At 62.3% G+C, this 23,667-nt stretch carries 24 protein-coding genes; 13 read left to right on the top strand and 11 right to left on the bottom strand.

All coding sequences use genetic code 11. From position 1 onward, the window contains the following. Positions 1-148 precede the first annotated feature (148 nt). The 4 genes from CAK95_RS10270 to CAK95_RS10285 all read left to right on the top strand — a co-directional run bounded on the left by CAK95_RS10270 (position 149) and on the right by CAK95_RS10285 (position 3,662). Complete coding sequence (locus tag CAK95_RS10270) at positions 149-625, top strand: Fur family transcriptional regulator (RefSeq protein ID WP_086087834.1); 477 nt, start codon at positions 149-151, stop codon at positions 623-625. A gap of 168 nt (positions 626-793) precedes the next feature. Continuing rightward, positions 794-1,714: a DMT family transporter gene (locus tag CAK95_RS10275; protein WP_086087835.1), complete on the top strand. Its 921-nt coding sequence runs from the start codon at positions 794-796 to the stop codon at positions 1,712-1,714. 87 nt (positions 1,715-1,801) lie between these two features. Continuing rightward, positions 1,802-3,073, top strand: coding sequence for a flavodoxin-dependent (E)-4-hydroxy-3-methylbut-2-enyl-diphosphate synthase (gene ispG / locus CAK95_RS10280; RefSeq protein WP_086087836.1), 1,272 nt, complete (start codon positions 1,802-1,804; stop codon positions 3,071-3,073). A 208-nt stretch (positions 3,074-3,281) separates the two neighbouring features. Beyond that, positions 3,282-3,662, top strand: coding sequence for a hypothetical protein (locus tag CAK95_RS10285; protein ID WP_086087837.1), 381 nt, complete (start codon positions 3,282-3,284; stop codon positions 3,660-3,662). A gap of 6 nt (positions 3,663-3,668) precedes the next feature. Here the strand turns inward: CAK95_RS10285 and CAK95_RS10290 are convergent, their stop codons facing one another. The 4 genes from CAK95_RS10290 to CAK95_RS10305 all read right to left on the bottom strand — a co-directional run bounded on the left by CAK95_RS10290 (position 3,669) and on the right by CAK95_RS10305 (position 8,407). Then, positions 3,669-4,901 carry an ABC transporter permease gene (locus CAK95_RS10290; protein WP_086087838.1) on the bottom strand — a complete coding sequence of 411 codons (1,233 nt, stop codon included), beginning with the start codon at positions 4,899-4,901 and terminating at the stop codon, positions 3,669-3,671. After that, entirely contained in the window at positions 4,898-5,650 is a 753-nt protein-coding gene (locus CAK95_RS10295; RefSeq protein WP_157699584.1) for an ABC transporter ATP-binding protein, read from the bottom strand. The genes CAK95_RS10290 and CAK95_RS10295 overlap by 4 nt, the downstream gene beginning before the upstream one ends. Before the next feature lie 11 nt (positions 5,651-5,661). After that, positions 5,662-7,347 (bottom strand): efflux RND transporter periplasmic adaptor subunit, encoded by a 1,686-nt coding sequence (locus CAK95_RS10300; protein ID WP_086087840.1) that lies wholly within the window; start codon positions 7,345-7,347, stop codon positions 5,662-5,664. Positions 7,348-7,474: 127 nt separating this feature from the next. After that, complete coding sequence (locus CAK95_RS10305) at positions 7,475-8,407, bottom strand: polyprenyl synthetase family protein (RefSeq protein ID WP_086087841.1); 933 nt, start codon at positions 8,405-8,407, stop codon at positions 7,475-7,477. 113 nt (positions 8,408-8,520) lie between these two features. Here CAK95_RS10305 and mtgA point away from each other — a divergent pair, with 113 nt between their 5' ends. The 4 genes from mtgA (at position 8,521) to ggt (ending at position 11,774) form a co-directional block, all read left to right on the top strand. Further along, positions 8,521-9,240, top strand: a complete 720-nt coding sequence (mtgA, locus tag CAK95_RS10310; protein ID WP_425349704.1) for a monofunctional biosynthetic peptidoglycan transglycosylase — start codon at positions 8,521-8,523, stop codon at positions 9,238-9,240. Positions 9,241-9,406: 166 nt separating this feature from the next. Then, positions 9,407-9,595 (top strand): 50S ribosomal protein L32, encoded by a 189-nt coding sequence (gene rpmF / locus CAK95_RS10315; protein ID WP_086087842.1) that lies wholly within the window; start codon positions 9,407-9,409, stop codon positions 9,593-9,595. A gap of 40 nt (positions 9,596-9,635) precedes the next feature. Then, the gene (locus tag CAK95_RS10320; protein ID WP_086087843.1) at positions 9,636-10,049 is read left to right on the top strand and encodes a hypothetical protein; all 414 of its coding nucleotides are present in this window, start codon (positions 9,636-9,638) and stop codon (positions 10,047-10,049) included. Between the two features lie 141 nt (positions 10,050-10,190). Continuing rightward, positions 10,191-11,774: a gamma-glutamyltransferase gene (gene ggt, locus CAK95_RS10325; RefSeq protein ID WP_086087844.1), complete on the top strand. Its 1,584-nt coding sequence runs from the start codon at positions 10,191-10,193 to the stop codon at positions 11,772-11,774. A 16-nt stretch (positions 11,775-11,790) separates the two neighbouring features. Here the strand turns inward: ggt and CAK95_RS10330 are convergent, their stop codons facing one another. Continuing rightward, on the bottom strand, positions 11,791-12,075 hold the full coding sequence (locus CAK95_RS10330; RefSeq protein WP_147413619.1) for a hypothetical protein: 285 nt from the start codon (positions 12,073-12,075) through the stop codon (positions 11,791-11,793). A gap of 223 nt (positions 12,076-12,298) precedes the next feature. Here CAK95_RS10330 and CAK95_RS10335 point away from each other — a divergent pair, with 223 nt between their 5' ends. Next, the gene (locus CAK95_RS10335; RefSeq protein ID WP_086087846.1) at positions 12,299-14,062 is read left to right on the top strand and encodes a putative bifunctional diguanylate cyclase/phosphodiesterase; all 1,764 of its coding nucleotides are present in this window, start codon (positions 12,299-12,301) and stop codon (positions 14,060-14,062) included. Positions 14,063-14,089: 27 nt separating this feature from the next. On the opposite strand, the gene phaR is transcribed toward CAK95_RS10335, so the two are convergent. Next, the gene (gene phaR, locus CAK95_RS10340; protein WP_086091326.1) at positions 14,090-14,692 is read right to left on the bottom strand and encodes a polyhydroxyalkanoate synthesis repressor PhaR; all 603 of its coding nucleotides are present in this window, start codon (positions 14,690-14,692) and stop codon (positions 14,090-14,092) included. A 184-nt stretch (positions 14,693-14,876) separates the two neighbouring features. Here phaR and CAK95_RS10345 point away from each other — a divergent pair, with 184 nt between their 5' ends. From CAK95_RS10345 to CAK95_RS10355, 3 genes are all read left to right on the top strand, one after another. Further along, a complete protein-coding gene (locus tag CAK95_RS10345) occupies positions 14,877-16,055 on the top strand; it encodes an acetyl-CoA C-acetyltransferase (RefSeq protein WP_086091327.1) in 1,179 nt (392 codons plus the stop codon). A gap of 240 nt (positions 16,056-16,295) precedes the next feature. Then, positions 16,296-17,021, top strand: a complete 726-nt coding sequence (gene phbB / locus CAK95_RS10350) for a beta-ketoacyl-ACP reductase (protein ID WP_086091328.1) — start codon at positions 16,296-16,298, stop codon at positions 17,019-17,021. Positions 17,022-17,052: 31 nt separating this feature from the next. Further along, positions 17,053-18,030 carry a calcium/sodium antiporter gene (locus tag CAK95_RS10355; RefSeq protein ID WP_086087847.1) on the top strand — a complete coding sequence of 326 codons (978 nt, stop codon included), beginning with the start codon at positions 17,053-17,055 and terminating at the stop codon, positions 18,028-18,030. A gap of 8 nt (positions 18,031-18,038) precedes the next feature. On the opposite strand, the gene CAK95_RS10360 is transcribed toward CAK95_RS10355, so the two are convergent. Both CAK95_RS10360 and gloB read right to left on the bottom strand, forming a co-directional pair. Then, positions 18,039-18,467, bottom strand: coding sequence for a cupin domain-containing protein (locus CAK95_RS10360; RefSeq protein ID WP_086087848.1), 429 nt, complete (start codon positions 18,465-18,467; stop codon positions 18,039-18,041). Between the two features lie 103 nt (positions 18,468-18,570). Beyond that, entirely contained in the window at positions 18,571-19,338 is a 768-nt protein-coding gene (gloB, locus tag CAK95_RS10365) for a hydroxyacylglutathione hydrolase (protein ID WP_086087849.1), read from the bottom strand. Between the two features lie 112 nt (positions 19,339-19,450). Between gloB and CAK95_RS10370 the strand changes: the two genes are divergently transcribed. Beyond that, positions 19,451-20,194, top strand: a complete 744-nt coding sequence (locus tag CAK95_RS10370; protein ID WP_086087850.1) for a methyltransferase domain-containing protein — start codon at positions 19,451-19,453, stop codon at positions 20,192-20,194. A gap of 122 nt (positions 20,195-20,316) precedes the next feature. Here the strand turns inward: CAK95_RS10370 and CAK95_RS10375 are convergent, their stop codons facing one another. The 3 genes from CAK95_RS10375 to prfA all read right to left on the bottom strand — a co-directional run bounded on the left by CAK95_RS10375 (position 20,317) and on the right by prfA (position 23,654). Then, positions 20,317-21,075, bottom strand: a complete 759-nt coding sequence (locus CAK95_RS10375; RefSeq protein ID WP_342588001.1) for a DUF4167 domain-containing protein — start codon at positions 21,073-21,075, stop codon at positions 20,317-20,319. 600 nt (positions 21,076-21,675) lie between these two features. Continuing rightward, complete coding sequence (gene prmC / locus CAK95_RS10380; protein WP_086087852.1) at positions 21,676-22,575, bottom strand: peptide chain release factor N(5)-glutamine methyltransferase; 900 nt, start codon at positions 22,573-22,575, stop codon at positions 21,676-21,678. Further along, the gene (gene prfA / locus CAK95_RS10385; RefSeq protein WP_086087853.1) at positions 22,572-23,654 is read right to left on the bottom strand and encodes a peptide chain release factor 1; all 1,083 of its coding nucleotides are present in this window, start codon (positions 23,652-23,654) and stop codon (positions 22,572-22,574) included. The genes prmC and prfA overlap by 4 nt, the downstream gene beginning before the upstream one ends. Positions 23,655-23,667 lie beyond the last annotated feature (13 nt).

Genomic DNA, 23,667 nt, shown 5'->3' on the forward strand with positions numbered 1-23,667 from the left:
TGCCGCCCCGCACTACAAAGCTAGGACGATTTTGTTGCGTCGCAATAAATTTATTGTTGCAATGCAGAACAAAGATGGTGCGAAATTGCGCTTCTTGCGCGCCGGAATCGACGCATTATGACAAGGCCATGAGCGAAACGGTCAGACGATGAGCGAAACGGTCTTCAAAGCCCCCGATCATGACCATAAACGATGCAGCGCCGATGCTCTGCGTCATGCAGAGGCATTGTGTGATCAGCGGTCACAGAAGTTAACGCCGACGCGGCGGCAGGTGCTGGAAGTGCTCTTATCCAGTCACAAGCCGCTCGGTGCCTATGAAATCATCGATCGCGCTGCGCAGCACGGCTCCCGGCATGCGCCGATCACAGTCTATCGCGCTCTGGATTTTCTGATCGAGAATGGGCTCGCGCACCGTATCGAAAGCCGCAACGCCTTCATCGGCTGCGTGCATCGTCATGCCGCTGACGATCTCGTGGTGTTCCTGATCTGCGACCGCTGCGGCGAAGTCGGGGAAGCGCCATCGCAGCAGGTGGCGGAGTCGCTGAAAAGCGCAACACGTGCGGCCGGGTTTGCACCCAAAACACCGGTGATCGAGATCACCGGCATCTGCGCGAACTGCCGTTAACAACATGCTGCCGTTCGTCCCCGCGAAAGCGGGGACCCAGGCTTTCTGGATTCCCGCTTGCGCGGGAATGAACGGAGTATGGAATGCCCGTCATGCTGTTGCCCGCTATCTGTGCGGTCAAAGGTCCGCTACCAAAAGCAGATCAGTGACTCCCCGCTGGGAACCCACATGACTTCAACAACGACGCAGGCGCCGCAATACACTGCTGCGACACGGCCGCTCGACATTGGCGCCAGCGCCATTGTTGTGTTTCTGTGCCTGTGCTGGGGTTTCAACCAGGTGATGGTGAAGTTCGCCTTGCCCGATATTCCGCCGATGACGCAGGCGGCAATCCGGTCGATCGGCGCGGCGATCATCATCTGGCTGTATGCGCGTATGCGCGGCATTTCCCTTGATATGCGCGACGAGACGCTGAAGGCCGGTATTGCCGCCGGCGTTCTGTTCGCGCTGGAATTCATCTTCCTGTATCGCGGCCTTCTCTACACGACCGTCAGCCGTGCGACGCTGTTCGTATACACCGCGCCGTTTGTCGTGGTGCTCGGCTCGCATTTTCTGGTTCCTGGAGACCGGTTCCGATGGACGCAATGGCTCGGGCTGGCGATGTCTTTCGCCGGTGTGGCCCTCGCGTTTGGGGTTCCGACCCCTGCCGCCGACCCGAACCAGCTTCTGGGGGATATGCTGGCCTTGCTTGGCGGCATCGCCTGGGGCTTCACCACCCTTGTGGTGAAAAGCACGTCGCTGGCTCGCACCGGGCCTGAAAAGACCCTCCAATATCAGCTGGTGATGTCGGCGCCGGTTCTGGTGGGGGCCGTGCTGTTATTCGGAGAACGGATCACCCACATGCCGTCGGTGGTCGCGCTGGCTTCGATGACCTATCAGACCGTCTGGGTGGTCGCTCTCACCTTTTTGATCTGGTTCACCATGGTGCTGCGTTATTCGGCGGCCCGTCTTTCGGCTTTCACATTTCTGACGCCATTATTCGGCGTGTTGGCCGGGTATCTGGTCATGGGGGACCCGATCACCCCCGCCTTTGCCGGGGCGGGGGCCCTGGTGATCGGCGGCCTGATCTTGGTAAACAGGCCGAAATAGCGATTTGCGGCCTTCATAGCCATTTGAGGCATTGTCGGCTAAGGAACCGCGGTTCCCCGTTTCGGGAGACTGCTACAGCGGTGTTCGATGAATAAAGAAGTCCAAATGAATGCGGGGTCTCCGGACGCGCGCCACCCGTCCGTCGCGGTCGATGTCGGCGGCGTCACCGTCGGCGGCGGTGCGCCGATCGTCGTCCAGTCGATGACCAATACCGACACGGCGGACGTCGACTCAACAGTGCGGCAGGTGGCTGCCCTGGCCCGCGCAGGTTCCGAACTTGTGCGCATCACGGTCGATCGTGACGAGGCGGCGGCGGCGGTCCCGCATATCCGCGAGCGTCTGGACAAGATGAAAGTCCATGTCCCGCTGATCGGCGACTTCCATTACATCGGCCACAAGCTGCTGGCGGATCATCCGGCTTGCGCGGAAGCGCTTGGCAAGTACCGGATCAATCCCGGCAATGTCGGCTTCAAGGACAAGAAGGACAAGCAATTCGGCGCCATCATCGAAACGGCGATGCGCCACGGCAAGCCGGTGCGTATCGGCGCCAATTGGGGCTCGCTCGATCAGGAATTGCTCACGCATCTGATGGACGAGAATGCCAAGTCGCCGCAGCCGATCGAAGCGCGCGCGGTGATGCGTGAAGCCATGGTACAATCGGCTCTCTTGTCGGCCGATCGCGCCGTTGAAATGGGCCTTCCGCAGAACCGCATCATCCTGTCGGCGAAAGTGTCGGCGGTGCAGGATCTGATCGCCGTTTATATCGATCTGGCGCGCCGTTCGAATTATGCGATCCATCTCGGCCTCACCGAAGCCGGCATGGGGTCGAAAGGCATCGTCGCCTCGTCCGCGGCACTCGGCATTCTCTTGCAGCAGGGCATCGGCGACACCATCCGCGTGTCGCTGACCCCGGAGCCGGGCGGCGACCGCACGCTGGAAGTGAAGGTTGCGCAGGAAATCCTGCAGACCATGGGTTTCCGCACCTTCGTGCCGCTGGTGGCCGCGTGCCCGGGTTGCGGCCGCACCACCTCGACCACGTTCCAGGAACTGGCGCGCGATATTCAGAACTTCATTCACACCTCGATGCCGGAATGGAAGACGCGGTATCCGGGCGTCGAAGGTCTCAACGTCGCGGTGATGGGCTGCATCGTGAACGGCCCTGGCGAAAGCAAGCATGCCGATATCGGCATCTCGCTGCCGGGCACCGGTGAAGCACCAGCAGCTCCCGTTTTCATCGACGGCAAGAAAGCCGTAACGCTGCGCGGCCCGACGGTCGCCGCCGACTTCAAGGCGATGGTGATCGATTATATCGAACGCCGTTACGGCACCGGCGGCGCCGGGCGCACGGCGGCGGAGTAATTCACTTCAATCGCGTCATCATCGCCGGGCTTGACCCGGCGATCTCGCTGAGGCGGCACCCTTGCGTCCCTTATCGGGATGGCCGGGACATCGGGCGTCAACGGCGGCCGTCTTCGACGGCTGTGCCGGTCATGGCCCAAAGAGAGGCTGTCAGTCGCGTCTCTTATGCCGCATTGCCGCCGCATGCGGCGCGTCCCATATCCGTCGCATGTCCTATATCGATCCCAACCGTCCGTCCGGCGACAGCCGCCCCCGCGTCGAGCATCCGCGCGTGGAACCGGAAATCATTCCGCCAAACGCGCAATCGCGCCGTGGCGAAACGCGTGGTGGCTTCGACAGCATCTTCATCCGCGTCGAGGAAGGCGCTGACGGCATCCGCCGTGTCACGCTGAAGCGCCCAGGGCCATTCACGATCATCGCGCTGCTGGCCGCCGCCGGCCTCATCGTCGCGCTGTTCTTCGTTGTGCTGGCGGGTCTGATGTTGCTCTGGATCCCGCTGGCGATCGCCGGCATCCTGTTCGCGCTGTTCTCCAGCTCGGGCCGCGACATGTGGCAGCGCATCCGCAGCTGGTGGGGCGGCGGACGATAGCGCCGGTCACGTATGCCTCAGCGCCTCGATCGGATCGAGACGCGACGCGCGCAGGGCCGGATACCAGCCGAAGAACACGCCGACCAATCCGGAAAACAGCACCGCAAGAACGATCGAAGCCGGTTCGATCAAGAGCGGCCAGCCGGCGGCATTTGAGATGATATAGGCGGCGCCGACGCCGATCAGCACGCCGATCAATCCGCCGATGGCGGCAAGCCCTGTCGCTTCAAATAAAAACTGGCGCAGGATATCCCATTGCCGCGCGCCCACCGCGAGACGCAGGCCGATCTCGCGCGTGCGCTCGGTCACCGACACTAGCATGATGTTCATGATGCCGATGCCGCCGACCGCGAGCGACACACCGGCGACAGCAGCGAGCAGTAACGCCAGCGTGCGGGCGCTCGCCTCGCGCGTTGCGGCGATGTCGGCAAGGTTGCGGACGGTGAAGTCGTCTTCCTGTCCCGGCTGCAGGCGATGGCGCTGCCGCAGCAGCGACTTAACATCGTTCTCGACGATGGACATATCCTCGCCGTCGCGCACCTTCACATAGATCGAGCCGACCGCGCGGGCATTGGCCATGTTGCGTCCGAGCACGCGCTGGCGTCCCGTATTGAGCGGCACGAACACGACATCGTCCTGATCCTGCCCCCAGGTCGTCTGGCCCTTGCGGCTCATCACGCCAATGATGCGGAACGGCACGTTGCGCACGCGCAATTCCTGTCCGACCGGATCGATGCCGCCATAGAGATTACGCGCCACCGTCTGGCCGATCAGAATCACTTGTGCGCCGCGCGTGATTTCTTCCGGCTCGAACATGCGGCCGTGTTCAACGTCCCAGTCGCGCGCTTCGAACCAGCCATTGTCGATGCCGAAAACGCCGGTCGCCCAGTTCATGCCGCCAGCCACCAGTTGCGCCGTGCCGCGCATGTTGGGAGCGGTCACCTGCACGCCGCCGACTTCATTCATGATGGCGACCGAATCGTCATCGGTCAGTGTCGACGCGGCACCGGAGCCCATGCGCACGCCGCCGGCGGTGATGTTGCCTGGTGTCACCACCAGAAGATTGGAACCGAGGCTGCGGATCTGCGCGATCACTTGTTCGCGGGCGCCGCCGCCAACGGCCATCATTGCGATCACCGCGGCGACGCCGATGATGATGCCAAGCATGGTGAGCGCGCTGCGCAGCTTGTGCAAGCGAAGCGCGTCGAGTGCGGACATGACCGCGTCACCGGTGGTCATTCGGCGGCTTCTTTCTGCGGCTGCGACGCTGCGATCAATTCTTGTAGTTCAGCCGCCGCATTGACCGGCTCGTGCCGCACATCCGACAGCACGTGGCCATCGAGGAAGCGGATCAGACGATTGGCGTAGGCGGCAATGTCCGGCTCGTGCGTGACGATGACGACAGTGGTGCCGTCGCGATTGAGTTCCTGAAACAGCGCCATCAGTTCGACCGAGGTGCGGCTGTCGAGCGCGCCGGTCGGCTCGTCCGCGAGCAGCATCTTCGGCGAATTCACCAGTGCGCGGGCGATCGCGACACGCTGCTGCTGACCGCCCGATAATTGCGTCGGGCGGTGATGGATGCGCTCGCCAAGACCGACACGCTTCAATGCCGCGATCGCTTTCTCCTTGCGCGTGGCGCGATCCGTCTCGGCATAGACCATCGGCAATTCGACATTGGAGAGTGCGTCGAGCCGGTCGAGCAGATGAAATTGCTGAAACACGAACCCGATCTTGCGGTTGCGCACGGCCGCCAGCGCATCGCCGTTCAATGTCGACACCAGTTCGCCGTCGAGCCGGTAGGTGCCGTCCGTCGGCTTGTCGAGGCAGCCGATGACATTCATGAAGGTCGATTTGCCGGAGCCGGATGGTCCCATCACAGCGACGAAGTCGCCTTCATCGATGCAGATCGAAACGCCGCCGAGCGCTGTGACCGTCTCGCCGCCGAGATGATACAGCCTCTTCAGATTTTCGGTTTCGATCAGCGGCATGATGCTTCCGATCAGAAGCCAAACCGCGGGCCGCTGCGCTGTGCAGCGTTGCGCGACCCGCCACCGATGATGACTTCGGCGCCGGCATTCAATCCGGAGACGATTTCCGTCATCACGCCGTCGCTGGCGCCGATCCGCACCGTCACGCCCTGCGGCTGCACGTCCTTGCCGACGATGAAGATGCGACCGCTTTGCGTTGCGCGGGCGTCGCGCGTTTCGCTGTTGCGCTTCACGATTTCTTCGAAGACCGGCTTCTGTTCCGCAGTCAGGATGCCGGCAATGCGCTGTTCGAGTTCGGCACGCGCGGTGCGGAAGCGCTCACGGCGGGTATTGGCATCGCCGCCGGCGCTGGCATTCGCCATCATAGTTTGACGCATCTCGGCAACGGCCGCATCGACGTCGCGGACCTGATCCGGGGAAAGCTTGAGTTCGCTCTTGATGGTGTTCAGGAATTCCGAGCCATTTGCCCCGCCGGCGCCACCATTCGGTCCTGCGCCCTGCGCGCGCCGCTGCGGCGCGCCGCCGGGCGATGCTGCCGGCTCACTCGCGACGACCAGAGGTTGATCCGCAGCGACGGGCGGACGCCAGCGCAAGGCCGCGTTGGGAATACGCACGACATTCTCGCGGCGCTCGGTTTCGACGCGCAGATTGGCGGTCATTCCCGGCAGCAATTCGCGCTGCGGATTATCGATGGAAATAATGGTCGTGTAGATCACCACATTCTGCACGACTTGCGAGCCGAGCCGCACCTGCTTCACCACGCCTTCGAAGGTGCGGCCCGGAAATGCATTCACGGTGAAGGTCACATGCTGACCCGGCTTGATGCGTCCGACATCGGTCTCGTCGATATTGGCCGAGATTTCCATCTTGCGCAGGTTGTCGGCGATGCGGAACAGTTCCGGCGCCTGCAACGAGGCGGCGACAGTCTGGCCGAGTTCGACATTGCGCAGCACGACGACGCCGGAAACCGGCGAGCGGATTTCGGAATTCTGCAAGTCGACCTCGATCTGCCGCGCAGCGGCCTGACGTTGCAGGATCTGTGCATTGACGGATTCGAGATTGGCCTGCGCGATCTGCAGATCGGCGGCGAGCGACAGCAACGCCGCTTTCGCGGAATTCACCTGCGCGCGGGCCGAGTTCAATGCGGCCTGCTGTGCGTCGCGGGTGGCGCGGGCGGTGTCATGGACCGATTCCGCAGCGAAGCCGCGTGTGCGCAATTCGCTCTGCCGCGTCAGATTCCGTTCGGCATCGGCGAGCAGCGCTTCGTTGCGGACGACCTGCGCTTCCATGTCGGCCTGCGCCGCCTTTGCTTTCTCGGTTTCGGCACGGACCTTTTCGATCTGGCCTTCGGTGACGAGCTTCTGCGCCCGCATCTGCGCGAGGTCGGCGCGGGCGGCGTCGAGCCGCGCCCGGATCTGGTTCTGGTTGAGCCGCGCGACGACCTGATCGGCTTTCACTTCAGAATTATAGTCGGCCAGAACTTCAACGACCTGCCCGGACAATTGCGAGCCGACGATGACGGTGGTGGTCGGATTGATCGTGCCGGTGGCGCTGACGGTGGCGACGATCTCGCCGCGGTCCGCCTTGGCGGTGCGGTAGCTGCCTTCCGCGGGTGCGCCACTCCAGCCGGCAAACAAATAAAAACCGGCCGCAATCGCCACGGCGAGCAGCACAACAATCGTCGGTAAACGGCGCATGGCTTTTGTAACCCCTCTACCACAGATTTAGCCTGCGGGCGGGAACGCCGTCACGTTACGTTTTGGATAGCTTCAGTCCCTGCTGAATCCGGAATTGTTCCATGTTTTTCAGCAGCTTAACTGATGTTCATTTGTTGCGCGCAGCGATGAAGCGGGCCGTCTCACGCAGGATTGCGCCCCGATCGCCAAAACCGGCCAGAGCGGCTTCCGCGTCCGCAACGCACCGGGCAAGGCGTTCACGGGCGGTCGGAATGCCAAGGATGCCGACCAGCGTCGCTTTGCCGGCGGCCGCGTCCTTGCCGGCGGCCTTGCCGAGCGTCGCAGCGTCACTTTCGACATCGAGCAGATCGTCGGCAATCTGGAAGGCAACACCGATCGCAAGTCCGTAGCGCGACAGCGCATCGCGATCGGCTTTCGATGCATTGCCGAGAATGCCGCCGGCGATGCAGGCGAAGTGCAGCAATGCGCCGGTCTTCATCGATTGCATGTGAACGATGCTGCGCTCGTCCTGAATGGGGGATGTGCCAAAACGTCCCTCCGCCGCGAGATCGAGCAATTGCCCGCCGACCATGCCGCCGAGGCCCGATGCGCGTGCAAGCTGCTGCACCAGCGCAATGCGGATCGCCGGATCGGGATGCGTTTCCTCGCGCGAGAGAATGTCGAACGCGATCGTCAGCAGCGCATCGCCCGCGAGGATCGCGGTCGCATCGTCGAACTTCTTGTGCGTCGTCGGACGGCCACGCCGCAGATCGTCATTGTCCATCGCCGGCAGGTCGTCATGCACCAGCGAATAGCAGTGAATGCATTCAAGAGCCGCGCCGGCCATCAAGGCTTGCGAGCGCGGCACGCCGAACAGCGCCGCGCTTTCGATCACCAGAAACGGCCGCAGCCGCTTGCCGCCGGCCAGCGCGCCATAGCGCATCGAATCGATGATCCGCTGCGGGCGGTCGATTTCACCATCGACCGGCTTTACCGACAGCAATTGCTCCAGCAGGCGCTCAATATCGTTGGCAGCGTTTTCAAGGCTGGCCGAAAAATCGTTTCCGTGTTGTTTTGTCATTGATGGCCACGCTCGCGGCAATGCACCGCATTCTGTCGCTTGTCTCGTTGCATGAGAGTGCCCAGGGGGAACCCGACGTTCATGACTAGATTTTGCATGAGTAAATCTTGGTGATGTTGTCGCAGCAGCCATGGATGCGCTCCAGCCGGGGCGGGCTGCGCCGTGCCGTGCGTATCGCCCTGTTTGCGATTCTGATCTTTATCCTGCTGCCCTATGTCCTGACGCCGCTTTATCTGGTCGTGCGGCCGGTTTCCACCCCGATGCTGTGGCGTTACTTAACGGCGCAGCCGGTCACCCGGATTTACCGTCCGCTGGGTGATATCGCGCCCGTGCTGCCGCGGACGGTGATTGCGTCCGAGGATGCGCGCTTCTGCCCCCATCATGGCGTCGACTGGCGGGGTTTGCGGGACTTGCTGAACGAAGCGGAGGATTTCGACGATCTGCGGGGCGGTTCCACTATCACTCAGCAGACCGCCAAGAACCTGTTCCTCTGGTCCGGCCGCTCCTATGTCCGCAAGGCTCTGGAGCTGCCACTGAGCCTCTGGATGGATCTGGTTCTCGGCAAGCGACGGATCATGGAAATCTACCTGAATATCGCCGAATGGGGCCCCAACGGCCAATTCGGGGCCGAAGCGGGCAGCCGGAGGGCCTTCAACAAGCCGGCCAGCGACCTGACGGCCCATCAGGCGGCCCTGATGGCGGCCATGCTGCCCAATCCGCGGAAGCGGGACGCCCGGATGCCAGGGCCGGCGGTCCGGCGCCTGGCCGGGATCTATCAGCGGCGGGCTAACACGGCGGGGCTCGCGGATTGCCTGAAGCGGGGCCGCTTTTAACCTCCCTGAAAGGGAGAGGTCGGCGCGCCCGGCCGGAGTCGCAGAAACTGCGATAGCCTCTAGCCATATCGGGCCTGTTCCTCTATAAGCCGCCGCAAATCCGTCAATTCCCGTCCGGCTCCGTGGGTCGCCCTCGGCCGGATTGTCTTTTTCAGGAGTTCCAGCAATGGCCGTTCCGAAACGAAAAACCTCGCCATCGCGGCGTGGCATGCGCCGCTCGGCCGACGCTCTCAAGCAGCCGAGCTATATCGAGGACAAGGACTCGGGCGAATTCCGCCGTCCGCATCACCTCGACCTGAAGACCGGCATGTACAAGGGCCGGCAGGTGCTGAAGGTGAAGAGCGCGGAGGCGTAAGCCTCACCGGACAGGAGACGGAGCCAGGAGCTGCCATCCAATGTATCTCGTCGGCTTTCCGCTCCTGCTCATTCCGCTCGCGCTCTACAACATCATCGCCTTCCTGTTTGGGCTGGGATTTGGCGACACGGTGTTCACCGTGCCGATGATGTCGGGCGCAACGCTCAGCGTTTCGACCGGCGATCTGCTCATCATTCTCTCGATCCTTCTGCTGTTCGTCGAAATCCTCAAAGCCACGCGCTTCGGGGTGAAGTCGATCGTCGATCATCTGCTGTCGTTCGTGGTGTTCGTGGTCGCGCTCGGCGAATTCCTGATGGTGCAGCAGGCGGCAACGTCGACCTTCCTTCTCTTCCTCGTCATCTGCGCCATCGACGTTGTCGGCGGCTTCTCGATCTCGATCCGCGCGGCCGCGCGCGATTATACGGTCGACGGCACCCACCCGATCGCGCACTAGAGCATGATGCCGAAGTGTGCGAAGCGGTTTTCGGACGACATCATGCTCCAACTTATTGGAATCGATCACGTTCATGATTTTGGATCGACCCGATCCAAAATCATCGTGATCTAGGCGGTTGTCCGCGCATCCGGTTCATTCATGACACGCGATTATCACTTTCCCGGCCGCTCGCCCGCTTATGCGACCGGTGGCATGGTTGCGACCTCGCATCCCTTGGCGTCTCTTGCCGGCGTCGAGATCCTGCGTGCCGGCGGCACAGCGGTGGACGCTGCCGTTGCTGTGGTGGCGATGGCCGGCATTCTCGAACCGCAGATGACCGGTATCGGCGGTGATTGCTTCTGTCTGGTTGCAAAGCCCGGACAGCCGGTCTGGGGTTACAACGGCTCAGGCCGTGCCGGCGCCGCGATGCGGGCGGAAAGCCTGATCGAGCAGGGCCTGAAAGAGATCGCACCGACCTCGGTGCACAGCGTCACCGTGCCCGGTGCGGTCGAAGCCTGGGACACGATCCTCAAGACGCATGGCCGCTTTGGCCTCGATCGCGTCTTGCTGCCGGCCATTACCGCCGCGGAAGCAGGCGTTCCGGTCTCGCCGCGCGTTGCCTTCGACTGGGCGCGGACCAAGGAACGGCTGACGCGCAGTCCGGGCGCGGCGATGCATTTCCTGCCGCAAGGCGCAGCGCCAAAAGCCGGCGACGTCGTGAAGTTTCCGGCGCTGGCCAAGACGCTATGGGCGATCGGCGAGCGCGGTGCGCGCGCTTTCTATGAAGGCGAGATCGCCGACGACATCGTTGCGACGCTCAAGGCCATGGGCGGCGTTCTGACGGCCGACGATTTTGCTGCGCATCGCGGCGAAGAGGCGACGCCGCTCACATCGAATTATCGTGGTCTTGATGTGGTGGAGCTGCCGCCGAACGGGCAGGGCATGATCGCCCTGATCCTGCTCAACATCCTCGAACGCTTCGCGTTGTCGAATCTCGATCCCGTCGGGGCCGATCGCTATCATCTCGCAACCGAGGCAGCGCGCCTGGCTTACGGCGTGCGGAACACTTATCTCGCAGATCCGGCTTTCATGACGCAGCCGGTGCCCTCATTGCTCGACAGCGGTTTTGCGGCACAGCTTGCCGGCATGATCGATCGCACCAAGCGCTCGCCATTCCCGCAAGCGCCGAAGCCGCAAGGCTCCACCGTGCTGGCCTGCGTCGTCGATCGCGACCGCAATGCGGTGACGATCATCAACTCGCTGTTCTCGGGTTTCGGTTCAGGCATCGCGACGGAGAAGACCGGCATTCTGCTTCATCATCGCGGCTCCGGCTTCAATCTCGCGCTTGGTCATCCCAATTGCATCGGTCCGAACAAGCGGCCAATGCACACGATCATTCCGGCGCTGGCGATGCGCGATGGACGCGTCGACATGGCCTTCGGCGTCATGGGTGGTGCGTATCAGGCGATGGGCCACGCGCATTTCATCTCGAACGTCGTCGATTACGGGATGGATGTGCAGTCCGCGATCGATTCGCCGCGCATCTTCTTCGAAGGCGAACAGGTGACGCTCGAGAACGGAATCGGCGAAGCCGTGCTGCAGGATCTGCGGGCGCGCGGCCACGACGCTGCGCGCGCGGCTGTGCCGCATGGCGGCGGTCAGGCAATCAAAATCGATTGGGAGCGCGGCGTGCTGATCGGCGGCTCCGATCCCCGCAAGGATGGCTGCGCGCTGGGGTATTGAGCGCGCGCGTTCTCTTTTAAACCTTCCTTGACACGAGACGCCCGGTCCGCACGGCCGGCTGCGTGGTCTTGCGATAGCTGGCATCGGCGTCGCCGGGTTCGGCCCGCCGCTTCTCGCAGGTTTGCGGCGCCCGAAACTTGGTCGCGAACATGTGCGCCAGGAACATGGCGTCTGCCAACCGCGAACGCCCATGCCGTTCGGTTAGCGTCGGGTTGACGGCGACGATGGCGCGCTGATGCGATGTGTCCGCGCTGTCCCGATCCGGGGTGGCCGCATCGGTCGTTTCGCTATCGCGTTTCATTTGATCGGCCACCAATGCTGCCTTCTGTACCAGACCGGGACATTAACGTCCCGTTCGCCATCAAGGTCGCAATTGTCGTGCCGGGTAACGCACATCGTGCCCGGAAGTGCCCGATCGGTACAAAGCGAGGCGGGGAGTTTCCCCTTTGTTTATAGTTCCGGCTCAAGCTTTTGTGAGTGCCGGCTGAGGCTTATGCCCGGTGGGGACAAGCAAGGGGCTTAGGGTGACCAAGGCGACCAAGACTTCCCGTCCGGTCGAAGCCAAAGCTGGTGCCGACAAGTCGAGCGTCGCCGATGCGGCATCGGAGATCGATGTTGCCGCGATTCTCAGATCCAGCGGCGAAGCGGCTTATGAATGGCGGATCGAAGCCGACACATTGACCTGGAGCAGCAATGCGCCGGCCCTGCTGGGCCTTCGCGACACCGGGCCGATTTCGACGGGGCGTGGCTTTGCGATGCTGCTCGATCCCGGCAATACAAAAACGCGCTTCGATGCGGTGACGCATTCGACCAAGCGCGATCAGGGCAAGGGTGTCGCCTATCAGGTGGAATATGCCCTCCGGTCAAACCCGCGCGCGCCCAAGCGCTGGATCGAGGATACCGGCCGCTGGTTCGCCGGCAAGGACGGCAAGCCGGAGCGCGCGCATGGTGTCATCCGCGTCATCAACGATCGTCACAAGCGCGAAGAGCAACTGGCCTATCTTTCCCGTTTCGACCCGCTGACCGGTGAAATCAATCGCTGGCATCTGACCGAGCAATTGGAAAAGGCCCTGCAGGAAACGGCGCGCGCCAAGACCAATTGCGGTTTCCTGCTGGTTGCGATCGACGGTCTCGGGCAAGTCAACGAAGCCTATGGCTATGACATTGCCGATGAGGTGATCGGCATCGTCGCGCGGCGCTTGCGCAGCAAGATGCGCGGCGAAGACTGTCTCGGCCGTTTTTCAGGCAACAAATTCGGGCTGATCCTGCGGAACTGCACGCCGGACGAAATCGGTGTTGCGGCGGAGCGGTTTCTCAGCCACGTCCGCCACGATGTGGTGATGACATCGGCCGGGCCGATCGCCGTCACCGGCACCATCGGTAGTGTCGTCGCACCACGTCATGGCGGCAACGTGCACGATGTCCTTGCACGGGCGCAGGAAACGCTCGATCTCGCGAAGGAAAAAAGGCCCGGATCGTTCCTGGTCTATCAACCGAATATCGAACGCGAAGCGATGCGGCGCGAGAATATTCTCGCCACCGACAAGATCGTCACCGCGCTCAATCAGCGGCGTATCATGCTGGCTTATGAGCCGGTGGTCGATGCGCAGACGCATAAGGGCGTTTTCTATGAATGCCTGTTGCGGATTCGCAGTACGGACGGGGTGATGATTTCCGCCGCTGACATCATGCCGGTTGCCGAACGGCTGGGGCTTGTTCGCCTGCTCGATCAGCGGGTGCTCGAACTTGTCGTCGCGGAAATGGCCGCGCACCCGTCATTGCATGCAAGCGTGAATGTTTCCGCCGCTTCGACATTCGATCCCGATTGGTGGGCGCGGCTGGAAGCGCTGCTTCGTCTGCACCGGAGCGTTGCGGAGCGATTGATCATCGAGATCACCGAGACGATGGCGATTCACGATATCGACAATGCGCGTGGCTTTGTTGCGCGGGTGAAGGATCTTGGCGCGCGCATCGCCATCGACGATTTCGGTGCCGGCTTCACTTCGTTCCGCAATCTGCGCAAGCTCGGCGTCGACATGATCAAGATCGACGGTGCATTCGTGCAAAATCTCAAGCGATCGGCCGATGACCGCACATTCGTGCGCACGATGCTGGACCTCGCGCGCGGACTGAAACTCAAGAGCGTTGCCGAATGGGTGCCGGACAAGGAGACCGCCGCCATGCTGGCGGCCTGGGGCTGCGACTATCTGCAGGGCGGATATGTCGGACACGCATCGATCGACCGGCCGCCAATGGCGCTGCATGAAAAGCGCGCCGTCAAATTATAACGGCGCGCGCAACATAAATCCGGATGATCAATCCTTGTCGCTGATCTTGTCGATCTTGCGCTGCATTTCCTCGATCTGACGTTTCAAGGCGTCGATGTCTTCCGAGGAGGACGCTGCGGGTTTGCCGGATTCACCCGGGCCGCCACTTGATGGCGCGTCCTTGCCCGGCGGTCGCGCAAACGGCGTGAACATCGAGAATGTCTTCTGAAACATCTCCATGTTGCGGCGGACCTGCTCCTCCATCGGACCGAAGGAGGGCACGTTCACGCCGAACGCCTGCGCCATCTGCTGGCGCATCTTTTCCTGCTCGCGTGTGAAGGATTCCAGCGACACTTCGAGATAGCGCGGCACCATCATCTGCATCGAATCGCCGTAGAAGCGGATGAGTTGGCGAAGGAAATTGATCGGCAGAAGATTCTGCCCTTCCTTGTTTTCCTGTTCGAAGATGATCTGCGCAAGAACGGAACGGGTGATTTCCTCACCGCTCTTGGCGTCGTAGACGACGAAATTCTCGCCGGCTTTCACCATTGTCGCCAGGTCTTCCAGCGTTACATACGTGCTGGTCCCGGTATTGTAGAGGCGCCGGTTGGCGTACTTCTTGATCGTGATCGGTTCGTCGGATTTTGCCATGACACCGCTTGATTGGCGCGCCGCTAACACCCGGAAGAATGGGCCGATGAATTTAAAATAGGCGCTTTCTTCGGCGCGGGCCACAGTTTTGTGCGGCCGCGCCTTGCGAGATTGCATGGCGGATGGTTTTGCGGGACCGCCCCGCCGTGCTATGCGGTCGGCCAACGGACAGGGAGCACTCTTCATGCAGGATGATATCGTCATCGTCGGAGCCGCGCGTACACCGGTCGGTGCATTCAACGGCGCATTCGCCAACCTTCCCGCGCACGAACTCGGCCGGGTTGCCATTGCGGCAGCACTTCAGCGCTCCGGCGTTGAGGCACCGCAGGTCTCCGAAGTCATCATGGGACAGATCCTCACGGCAGGGGAAGGACAAAATCCGGCCCGTCAGGCATCGATTGCCGCAGGCATCCCCGTCGAGAGCCCGGCCTGGGGCGTGAACCAGCTCTGCGGTTCGGGACTGCGCGCAGTGGCGCTCGGCTACCAGGCCATTCTGAACGGCGATTCCGAGATTGTGGTCGCCGGCGGTCAGGAATCCATGAGCATGGCGCCACATTGCGCACATCTGCGCAGTGGCGTGAAGATGGGCGATTTTCAGATGGTCGACACCATGATCCGGGACGGCCTGTGGGATGCCTTCAACGGCTATCACATGGGGATGACCGCCGAGAATGTCGCCAAGCAGTGGCAGATCACCCGCCAGCAACAGGACGAGTTTGCCGTGTCCTCCCAGAACAAGGCTGAGGCGGCGATGAAGTCCGGCAAGTTCAAGGACGAGATAGCGCCGGTCACCGTCAAGTCGCGAAAAGGCGATATCGTTGTCGATACTGACGAGTATCCGAAGTCCGGCGTGACCATGGATTCGATCGCCAAGCTGCGTCCGGCTTTCGACAAGGAAGGCAGCGTCACCGCCGCCAACGCCTCGGGCATCAACGATGGCGCCGCCGCTGTGGTGCTGATGCGGGCCTCGCAGGCGCAGAAGGAAGGCCGGCCGATCCTCGCCCGGATCGCATCCTGGGCGCATGCGGGCGTCGACCCCTCGATCATGGGAACCGGCCCGATCCCGGCCTCGCGCGCCGCGCTGAAGAAAGCCGGCTGGACGATCGAGGACCTCGATCTGATCGAGGCCAACGAGGCCTTTGCCGCTCAGGCTTGCGCGGTCAACAAGGATCTCGGCTGGGATACCGGCAAGGTCAACGTCAATGGCGGCGCCATCGCGCTCGGTCATCCGATCGGTGCATCCGGTGCCCGCGTGCTGACCACGCTGCTCTACGAGATGGACAAGCGCAAGGCGAAGAAGGGTCTGGCCACGCTCTGCATCGGCGGTGGCATGGGCATTGCTATGTGCTTGGAGCGCGCATAGCGCGCGAGAGGCACCACAAAAGAGCTTGGAGCGCGCATAAGCGCGACAGGCACAAAAAGGTGTCTTGAGCGCGCGTAGGCGCGGAACGGACAACAAATTTGCACCTCGCGCGTTCAAACGACGCATTGAGGGTGCGAAATTGATCTGGTTCATGGCCGGGGCTTGCTCCGGCCATCAACGTGTCTAGTCTTCGGTATCCGGTCGCATTCAGGTCCGGGCCAGAAAATTCGGGGGATGGAAATGTCGCGGGTTGCTTTGGTGACGGGTGGGACGCGCGGGATTGGCGAGGCGATCTGCAAGGCACTGAGGGCAGAGGGCTACAAGGTCGCCGCCAGCTATGCCGGCAATGACGAAGCCGCGCAGAAATTCAAGGCCGCAACCGGTATTCCGGTTTTCAAATGGGACGTATCGAATTTTGATGCCTGCGGCGCCGGCATCAAGCAGGTCGAAGCCGAACTCGGGCCGGTGGAAATCCTGGTCAACAACGCCGGCATCACCAAGGACACGATGTTCCATCGCATGACACCCGAGCAATGGAACGCCGTGATCGGCACCAATCTCGGTTCGCTGTTCAACATGACCCGGCAGGTAATCGAAGGCATGCGCGCCCGAAAATTCGGCCGCATCATCAACATCTCTTCGATCAATGGCCAGAAGGGCCAGATGGGCCAGGTGAATTATTCCGCCGCCAAGGCCGGCGAGATCGGTTTCACGAAAGCCCTGGCGCAGGAAGGCGCCAAGAGCGGCATCACCGTCAACGCCATCTGCCCCGGCTATATCGGCACCGAGATGGTGAAGGCCGTGCCGCAGGAGGTATTGGAGAAGAGCATCCTTCCGCATATCCCGCTTGGCCGTCTCGGCGAGCCCGAGGAGATCGCGCGCTGTGTGGTGTTCCTGGCCTCGGATCAATCGGGCTTTATCACCGGTTCGACGCTCACGGCCAATGGCGGGCAATATATGACGTGATGTCGCCCGCGATGGTCATCGACGGAAGCCTATGGAACAGGTTGTTTTCTTCGTCGGTGGTTTGCTCCTCCTGATCGGCGGCGCGCAATTGCTGGTCAGCGGCGCCGTGCAGATTGCGCGGCGGCTTGGCATTTCTTCGCTTCTGATTGGGCTCTTGATCGGTTTCGGCACATCGACACCGGAGCTCGTCACGTCGGTGCGCGGGTCGCTCGCGGGTGCGCCGGGCGTTGCACTCGGCAATATCGTCGGCGCCAATATCGCGAATCTGTTGCTCGTGCTTGGCGTCTGCGCGGTGCTGCGGCCGATTCACGTGGATCAGCGTTCGCTGAATTTCGATGGCGTCGTGGTGCTTGCCGCCATCTTGCTCTTTGCCGTGTTCTCCATCGCAGCTCCGCTGTCGCGGCCGGTTGGCGCGGCTTATGTATTTCTCATTGCGCTGTATATCGGCTGGTCCATCCGCATCGAGCGGCGCAGACCGCTCGAACATACCGCACCGTTCGAACGCGGGGAGGCGGCCAGTACCGTCATTCCAGTCAAGGAGCGGCCGCCCGGCGGCTTGAGTGGCGCGATCTTCTCGCTGAGCCAGACCGTCGGCGGCATGGTGCTGGTATATATCGGTGCGCAATGGCTGGTTGATGCGGCGGTTGACCTGGCGCACAGCCTTCAGGTCTCGGAAAGCGTGATCGGCCTCACGGTGGTTGCGATCGGCACGACCCTGCCGGAGCTGGTGACGTCGGTTTCGGCCACCCTGCGCAGGAATACGGATGTCGCGCTCGGCAATGTGTTCGGGTCGTGCGTGTATAACGTATTTGGGATCGCCGGCGTGACCGGTCTGCTCGCGCCGACGGCCGTGCCGCCCACAATCGCGTATTTCGGCAATCCGGTCATGGTGGCCGTCGCCGTGCTGATTCTGGTCTTGGCCTGGACCGGCTACCGGATTTCCCGGCGCGAGGGTGCGATCATGCTCGGGCTCTACGTGGCTTACGTTGGCTTCACCTGGCAGGCCTGAGATTTGATCTAGGATGGTGACCAGCCTTTCGGCGCAAGTTCGAAGCCGGAAAATTCAAAGCCCGGCGCGACCGTGCATCCGACCAGCGTCCAGTCGCCCAGCGTTTCGGCGGCCTGCCATGCGCCTGACGGGACAATCCCTTGCGGGCGCTGACCGGCCGCAAGATCGGGCCCCAGCATCACTGTGATGCGTCCGGTGCCCTCCGCGATCTCAAGTCTCAGCGGCGCGCCGGCATGCCAGTGCCAGGTCTCCACCGCATCGACCTTGTGCCAGTGTGAGCGCTCGCCGCGCGCGAGCAGAAAATAGATCGCGGTCGAGGCCGCGCGTTTGCCGTCGATGGTGTGCGTATCGCGGAAGGTCTCGCGATAATGCCCGCCTTCCGGATGCGGCTTCAGTTCCAGAAGGCGGACGATGTCGGTGGCGGTGAGTTGAGACATGATACGATCTAATTTTTGCCGCTCGTCCCCGCGAAGGCGGAGACCCAGAGTCATGCATTCTGGATTCCCGCTTTCGCGGGAATGAGCGGTGGATTGAGTGTTGTTAAAACTTGTTCTTCCGCGCGCGGATCTCGGCAAAAACCTCGGCCGCGGGCTTTCCGGCCATACCCACGGCCGCTGCAACGGAGGGCACATCGGCGCGCAGGAAACAATTGGCCGCCTTCTCCGCGCCGAGCGTTGTCGGCAAGGTCGGCTTGCCTTGCGCGCGCAATTCGTCGACCTCGCGGGCACGCACGATCAAAGCCGAATTCTCCGGCTCGATGGTCAGCGCGAATTTGATATTGGCCTGCGTATATTCGTGGCCGCAGAAGAACGTCACGTCATCGGGCAGCGCGCGCAGTTTCAAGAGCGAGTCCCACATCTGCGCCGGCGTGCCTTCGATCACGCGACCGCAGCCGATGGAAAACAAGGTGTCGCCGACAAAGGCGAGCTTGTCCTCATCGAAGACCAGCGAGATGTGACCTGCAGTGTGGCCCGGCGTATCGATCACGCGCGCGACCAAGGATCCCACATTGACCGTGTCGCCGCCGCCATAGGTGGCGTCGAGATCTTCGATCTTGCTGGCTTCGGCGCGCGGACCGATCACGCGGCATTTGTGCTTGGCCTTCAATTCGGCGATGCCGCCGGTGTGATCGGCATGATGGTGCGTGACCAGAATGTCGCTGAGCGTCCAGCCGGTCTCCCGCAGGGCGGCCTCGATCGGGGCGGCTTCCGGCGCATCGATTGAGGCGGTGGCACCGGTTGCCGGGTCGTGGATCAGCACCCCGAAATTGTCGGAGAGGCATGGAAATTGGTGCGTTTTCGCCGGCATGTCGTCCCTGTGATGTGATGGTTTCAGGCGGCAACGCTAACATGCCGCACCGGGTTCTGAGAATGTTGTGTGTTAACCTCGCCGGCCCGCGTTTCATGCTACCGTTAGCGCCATGTTCATCGACGTCGTGGATTTGCGGAATTTCTACGCCCAGCCACTGGGCGTTGTGGCGCGCCGCTTCGTCAGCCGCGGCATTCGCACGCATTGGGCCGACGTACGGCAGGAGCGGGTCGCCGGCATCGGCTACACCATCCCGTATCTCGGCATTTTCCGCGAGGAAGCGGAGCGTTGCCTTGCCTTCATGCCGGCGTCACAGGGCGTCGTGAAATGGCCGTCGAACCGGCCTGGCCTCGCAACGCTGGTGGACGAGACGCGCCTGCCGCTGACCGATTCGGCGGTGGACCGGGTGCTGCTGGTTCATGCGCTGGAAATGGCGGATGACCCGGTGACGCTGCTGCGCGAAGTCTGGCGCGTCCTCTCGCCCAACGGGCGCTTGCTGGCGGTGGTGCCGAACCGGCGCGGGCTTTGGGCACGCACGGACACGACGCCATTCGGTCATGGCCGGCCTTATTCGCGCTCGCAGATCACGCGCATCCTGCGCGAGACGATGTTCACGCCGAAGGGCTGGGGTGAAGCGCTCTACGTGCCGCCGGTGCAGCGGACATGGTTCCTACGCTCGGCCGTGGCATGGGAGCGTGTCGGCGCATCGATCCTTGCGCCATTTCCCGGCGTGAATATTGTCGAAGCGAGCAAGCAGGCCTATCGCGCCATTCCGGTCAAGCGCGAGAAGCGCAAGATCGTGCCGTCGCTCGAACCGGTGCTGGCGCCATCGCCCGGTGGCGCCGTGCGGATGTAAAAAAGTCATTCCGGGGCGCTTGCGTAGCAAGCGAACCCGGGATCCAGACTAAAAATGCATAGAGCTTTGGAGCTTTGGATTCCGGATTCGCGAACGTTGTCCGCGCCCCGGAACGACAGCAACTACTCGCCAGACTGCGCCGCCTCATCACTGCCTTCCGTAGCCACATCCGCACGCGGCGTGCGCGGCCGGCGTCCGCGGCGGCGGTTCAGCGGAAAGCGATCGCCTGGCGCGTCGTGACCATTCTGCTGATCGGCAGCCGGCGCAGGTGCCGCACCGGTGATGAACGAGGGCAGACGATCGACATTTTCATCCTCGGCGCCGTTGGCCGGTTGCGCTTGCCGGTCGTCATACTGGCGTTCCTGCGGACGGTTGTCGTGCGAACGATTGTCCTGCTGGTGCCGGCTGCGATTGCGATCGAAATTCCGATCCTGGTTTCGATCTTGATTCCGATCATGGCGCGGCTGGTATTCGCGCTGCTGATACGGCTGCGCCTCGCGCTGTTGATAGGGCTGTTGTTCGCGCGGCGAATGCGGCTCGGTCGCGCCATAAGCCGGCTGACTGTCATCGCCGTCATCGAAGCTTTCGTCGCTGCGCGATTCGCCGCTCTCGGGACGCTGCTGATAGGGCTGGCTCTGCCGGAATTGCTCCTGCGCCGCCGCGATCAGCCGGAAGTAATGTTCGGCATGCTGATAGTAATTCTCGGCCGCCACCGGATCGCCGGATGCGGTCGCATCACGCGCAAGCTGGATGTATTTTTCGGCAACGTGGTTCGCGGTACCGCGAATCTTCACGTCGGGGCCATTCGATTCGTAAACCCGTGTCAGTGGATTGTGGCTCTTGCCGCCGCCACCGCTACCACCGCGGTTACGACCCCTCATCCGATGCTTGTTCTGACCGTTTCTCATGGCTTGCCTGTTGACGACTCCTGATAGCGCAGTTTCCAACCGCGTTGTGGATGACCAATCCCAGCACCTTCATGTCACAGCGATGTCACGATGAAAGATGCGGCTCAACGCAGCGCGTACGAGCCTCTTTCACACAACTTTCCGCTCCGACCGCTTTAAAAACCCCTTGGTGACACCCGCTTGGGGCGCACACGCCTCATTCAGCCGATCTGCATCACGCATCACACATGTCGGGCATTGCGGGCCCTGTCGGTGAGGCATCCGATCACATTCGGCAAATCGTTCGTTGACCTTGTTTCGTCTGTTCGGCCTGTCGTGTGGACTTGGCTTCCGCCCTTAGTGTCGCTCGCGTTGTGTGCCGCTGCCTCGCAGGGACCTCGGAGAACCCCATGTTCCCTCGAAAAATCCGTCCCCGGGCCTCGCTGGCGACCAGCGTCAGGGGTCAATATCTAAACCCAAGCTAGTCCCTCCGCCGCGATAATCCAAGTTTTTTTTTGAGGGGGCGGAATGCGGCCCCGGCATGGCAAAAGCCGTGGATTCCATGGGTGTTAGCCATGCTGGGCGAGAGCATCTTCAGGGCCGCCGCCGGAAGGTCAGGGCGCGCGCAATCCCGGCCAGGTCGTCTCGGCTCGCGGTTATTTCCAAAGCACCGCTTGTCTCGAAAATGGTTCTGATGTCGCCAGCCTGGCCGAGACCGATTTCCACAATCATCGCTCCGTCACCGCGCAGAAGATCGGGAGCCTGCCGCGCGATGGCGCGATAGGCATTAAGGCCATCGGCGCCGCCATCGAGCGCAAGACGCGGATCATGCTCGCGCACGTCGCGCGAAAGCGAGGCGATATCGGCGGACGCGATATAAGGCGGGTTGGAAACCACAATATCGAAACCGCCACCCAGCCCCGCACCGAAATCCATCATCGCAAAAGCCGCGCGCGATGAAAGTCCGAGTGCTGCTGCATTGCTGCGTGCTGTGGCAATCGCCTCACTGCTGCGATCTGTGCCAATGCCGAACGCGTTCGGCAATTCATGTAACAACGCCAGCAGGATCGCGCCGGACCCGACGCCGAGATCGGCGATCATCAGCCTGTCGTCGCGCCGCTTGCCGGCATCGACCGCGGCGAGAGCGGCTTCCACCAGTGTTTCCGTATCGGGCCGCGGCACCAGGGCTGCAGGCGACAGCTTGAACGGCAGGCCCCAGAATTCCTTTTCGCCGACAATGCGTGCGACCGGTTCACCCTTCAAACGTCGCGCAACGAATTCTGCAATTGTGTCGCGTTCGCCCTGCGTCAGCGCGCGATCGGACGCGATCGCCAGGGCCGTGTGATCGAGCGAGAGCGCATGGCCGATCAGCAGCCGCGCATCCAGCGACGGCGATTCAAGCCCTGCCTCTTCAAACAAGCGGGTGACGATCCGCCGCGCGGCGCCGATGTCATGGGCGCTATTTTGGGCGCTGCGCAGATCGGCTTGGCTCATGCCGCGTCGCTGTTCTGTGCCGCCAGCAGCGCCGCCTGATGTTCTGCGACCAATGCATCGACCATTTCGCCCAGCGCTTCGCCTGCGACGATTTCCGGCAGCTTGTAGAGCGTGAGATTGATACGGTGGTCGGTCACGCGGCCTTGCGGGAAATTATAGGTGCGGATGCGCTCGGAGCGATCGCCGGAGCCCACCTGCACCTTGCGGTCGGCGGCTCTGGCCGAATCCAGCTTCTCGCGTTCGGCGTCGTAGAGCTTGGTCCGCAGCAGGGCCAGCGCCTTGGCCTTGTTCTTGTGCTGCGAACGATCCTCTTGCACGGCGACGACGATGCCACTTGGCATATGCGTGATACGGATCGCCGATTCAGTCTTGTTGACGTGCTGGCCGCCGGCGCCTTGCGCGCGCATCGTGTCGATCTTCAGGTCTTCATCCTTGATGACCACATCGACGTCTTCGGCCTGCGGCAGCACCGCAACCGTCGCCGCCGAGGTGTGAATGCGGCCCGAGGCTTCGGTTTCCGGCACGCGCTGGACGCGGTGCACGCCGGATTCGTATTTCAGTTTGGCGAACACGCCGCGGCCGGTGATGTCGGCGATGATTTCCTTGTAACCGCCGACCGCGCCTTCGCTCGCCGACACGATCTCCACCTTCCAGCCCTGTTTCGCCGCGTAGCGCTCGTACATGCGGAACAGCACGCCCGCGAACAGCGACGCCTCGTCGCCGCCGGTGCCGGCACGGATTTCGAGGATGACGCTGCGCTCATCCATCGCATCCTTCGGAAGGAGTTCGAGCTGGATATCCTTTTCCAGCTTTTCGAGGCGCTCGATCAATTCATGCCGCTCGCTGTCGGCAATCTCGCGCATTTCGGAATCGGTTTTCGGATCGTCGATCAGCGCTTCGACATCCTTCAGTTCGGAGCCGACCGCGCGATAGATCTTGATCGCGTCAACCACGGGACCGAGGTCGGACAATTCGCGCGACAGCTTGACGAAATCGTCCGGGGAATTCTGGCCGGCGAGACGCGCTTCGATTTCCGCATGGCGGGCAATCAGGATGTCGAGTTTGGCTTGCGGCAGCATGGGCTTGCTTTTG

Source organism: Pseudorhodoplanes sinuspersici (assembly GCF_002119765.1).
Taxonomy (GTDB): domain Bacteria; phylum Pseudomonadota; class Alphaproteobacteria; order Rhizobiales; family Xanthobacteraceae; genus Pseudorhodoplanes; species Pseudorhodoplanes sinuspersici.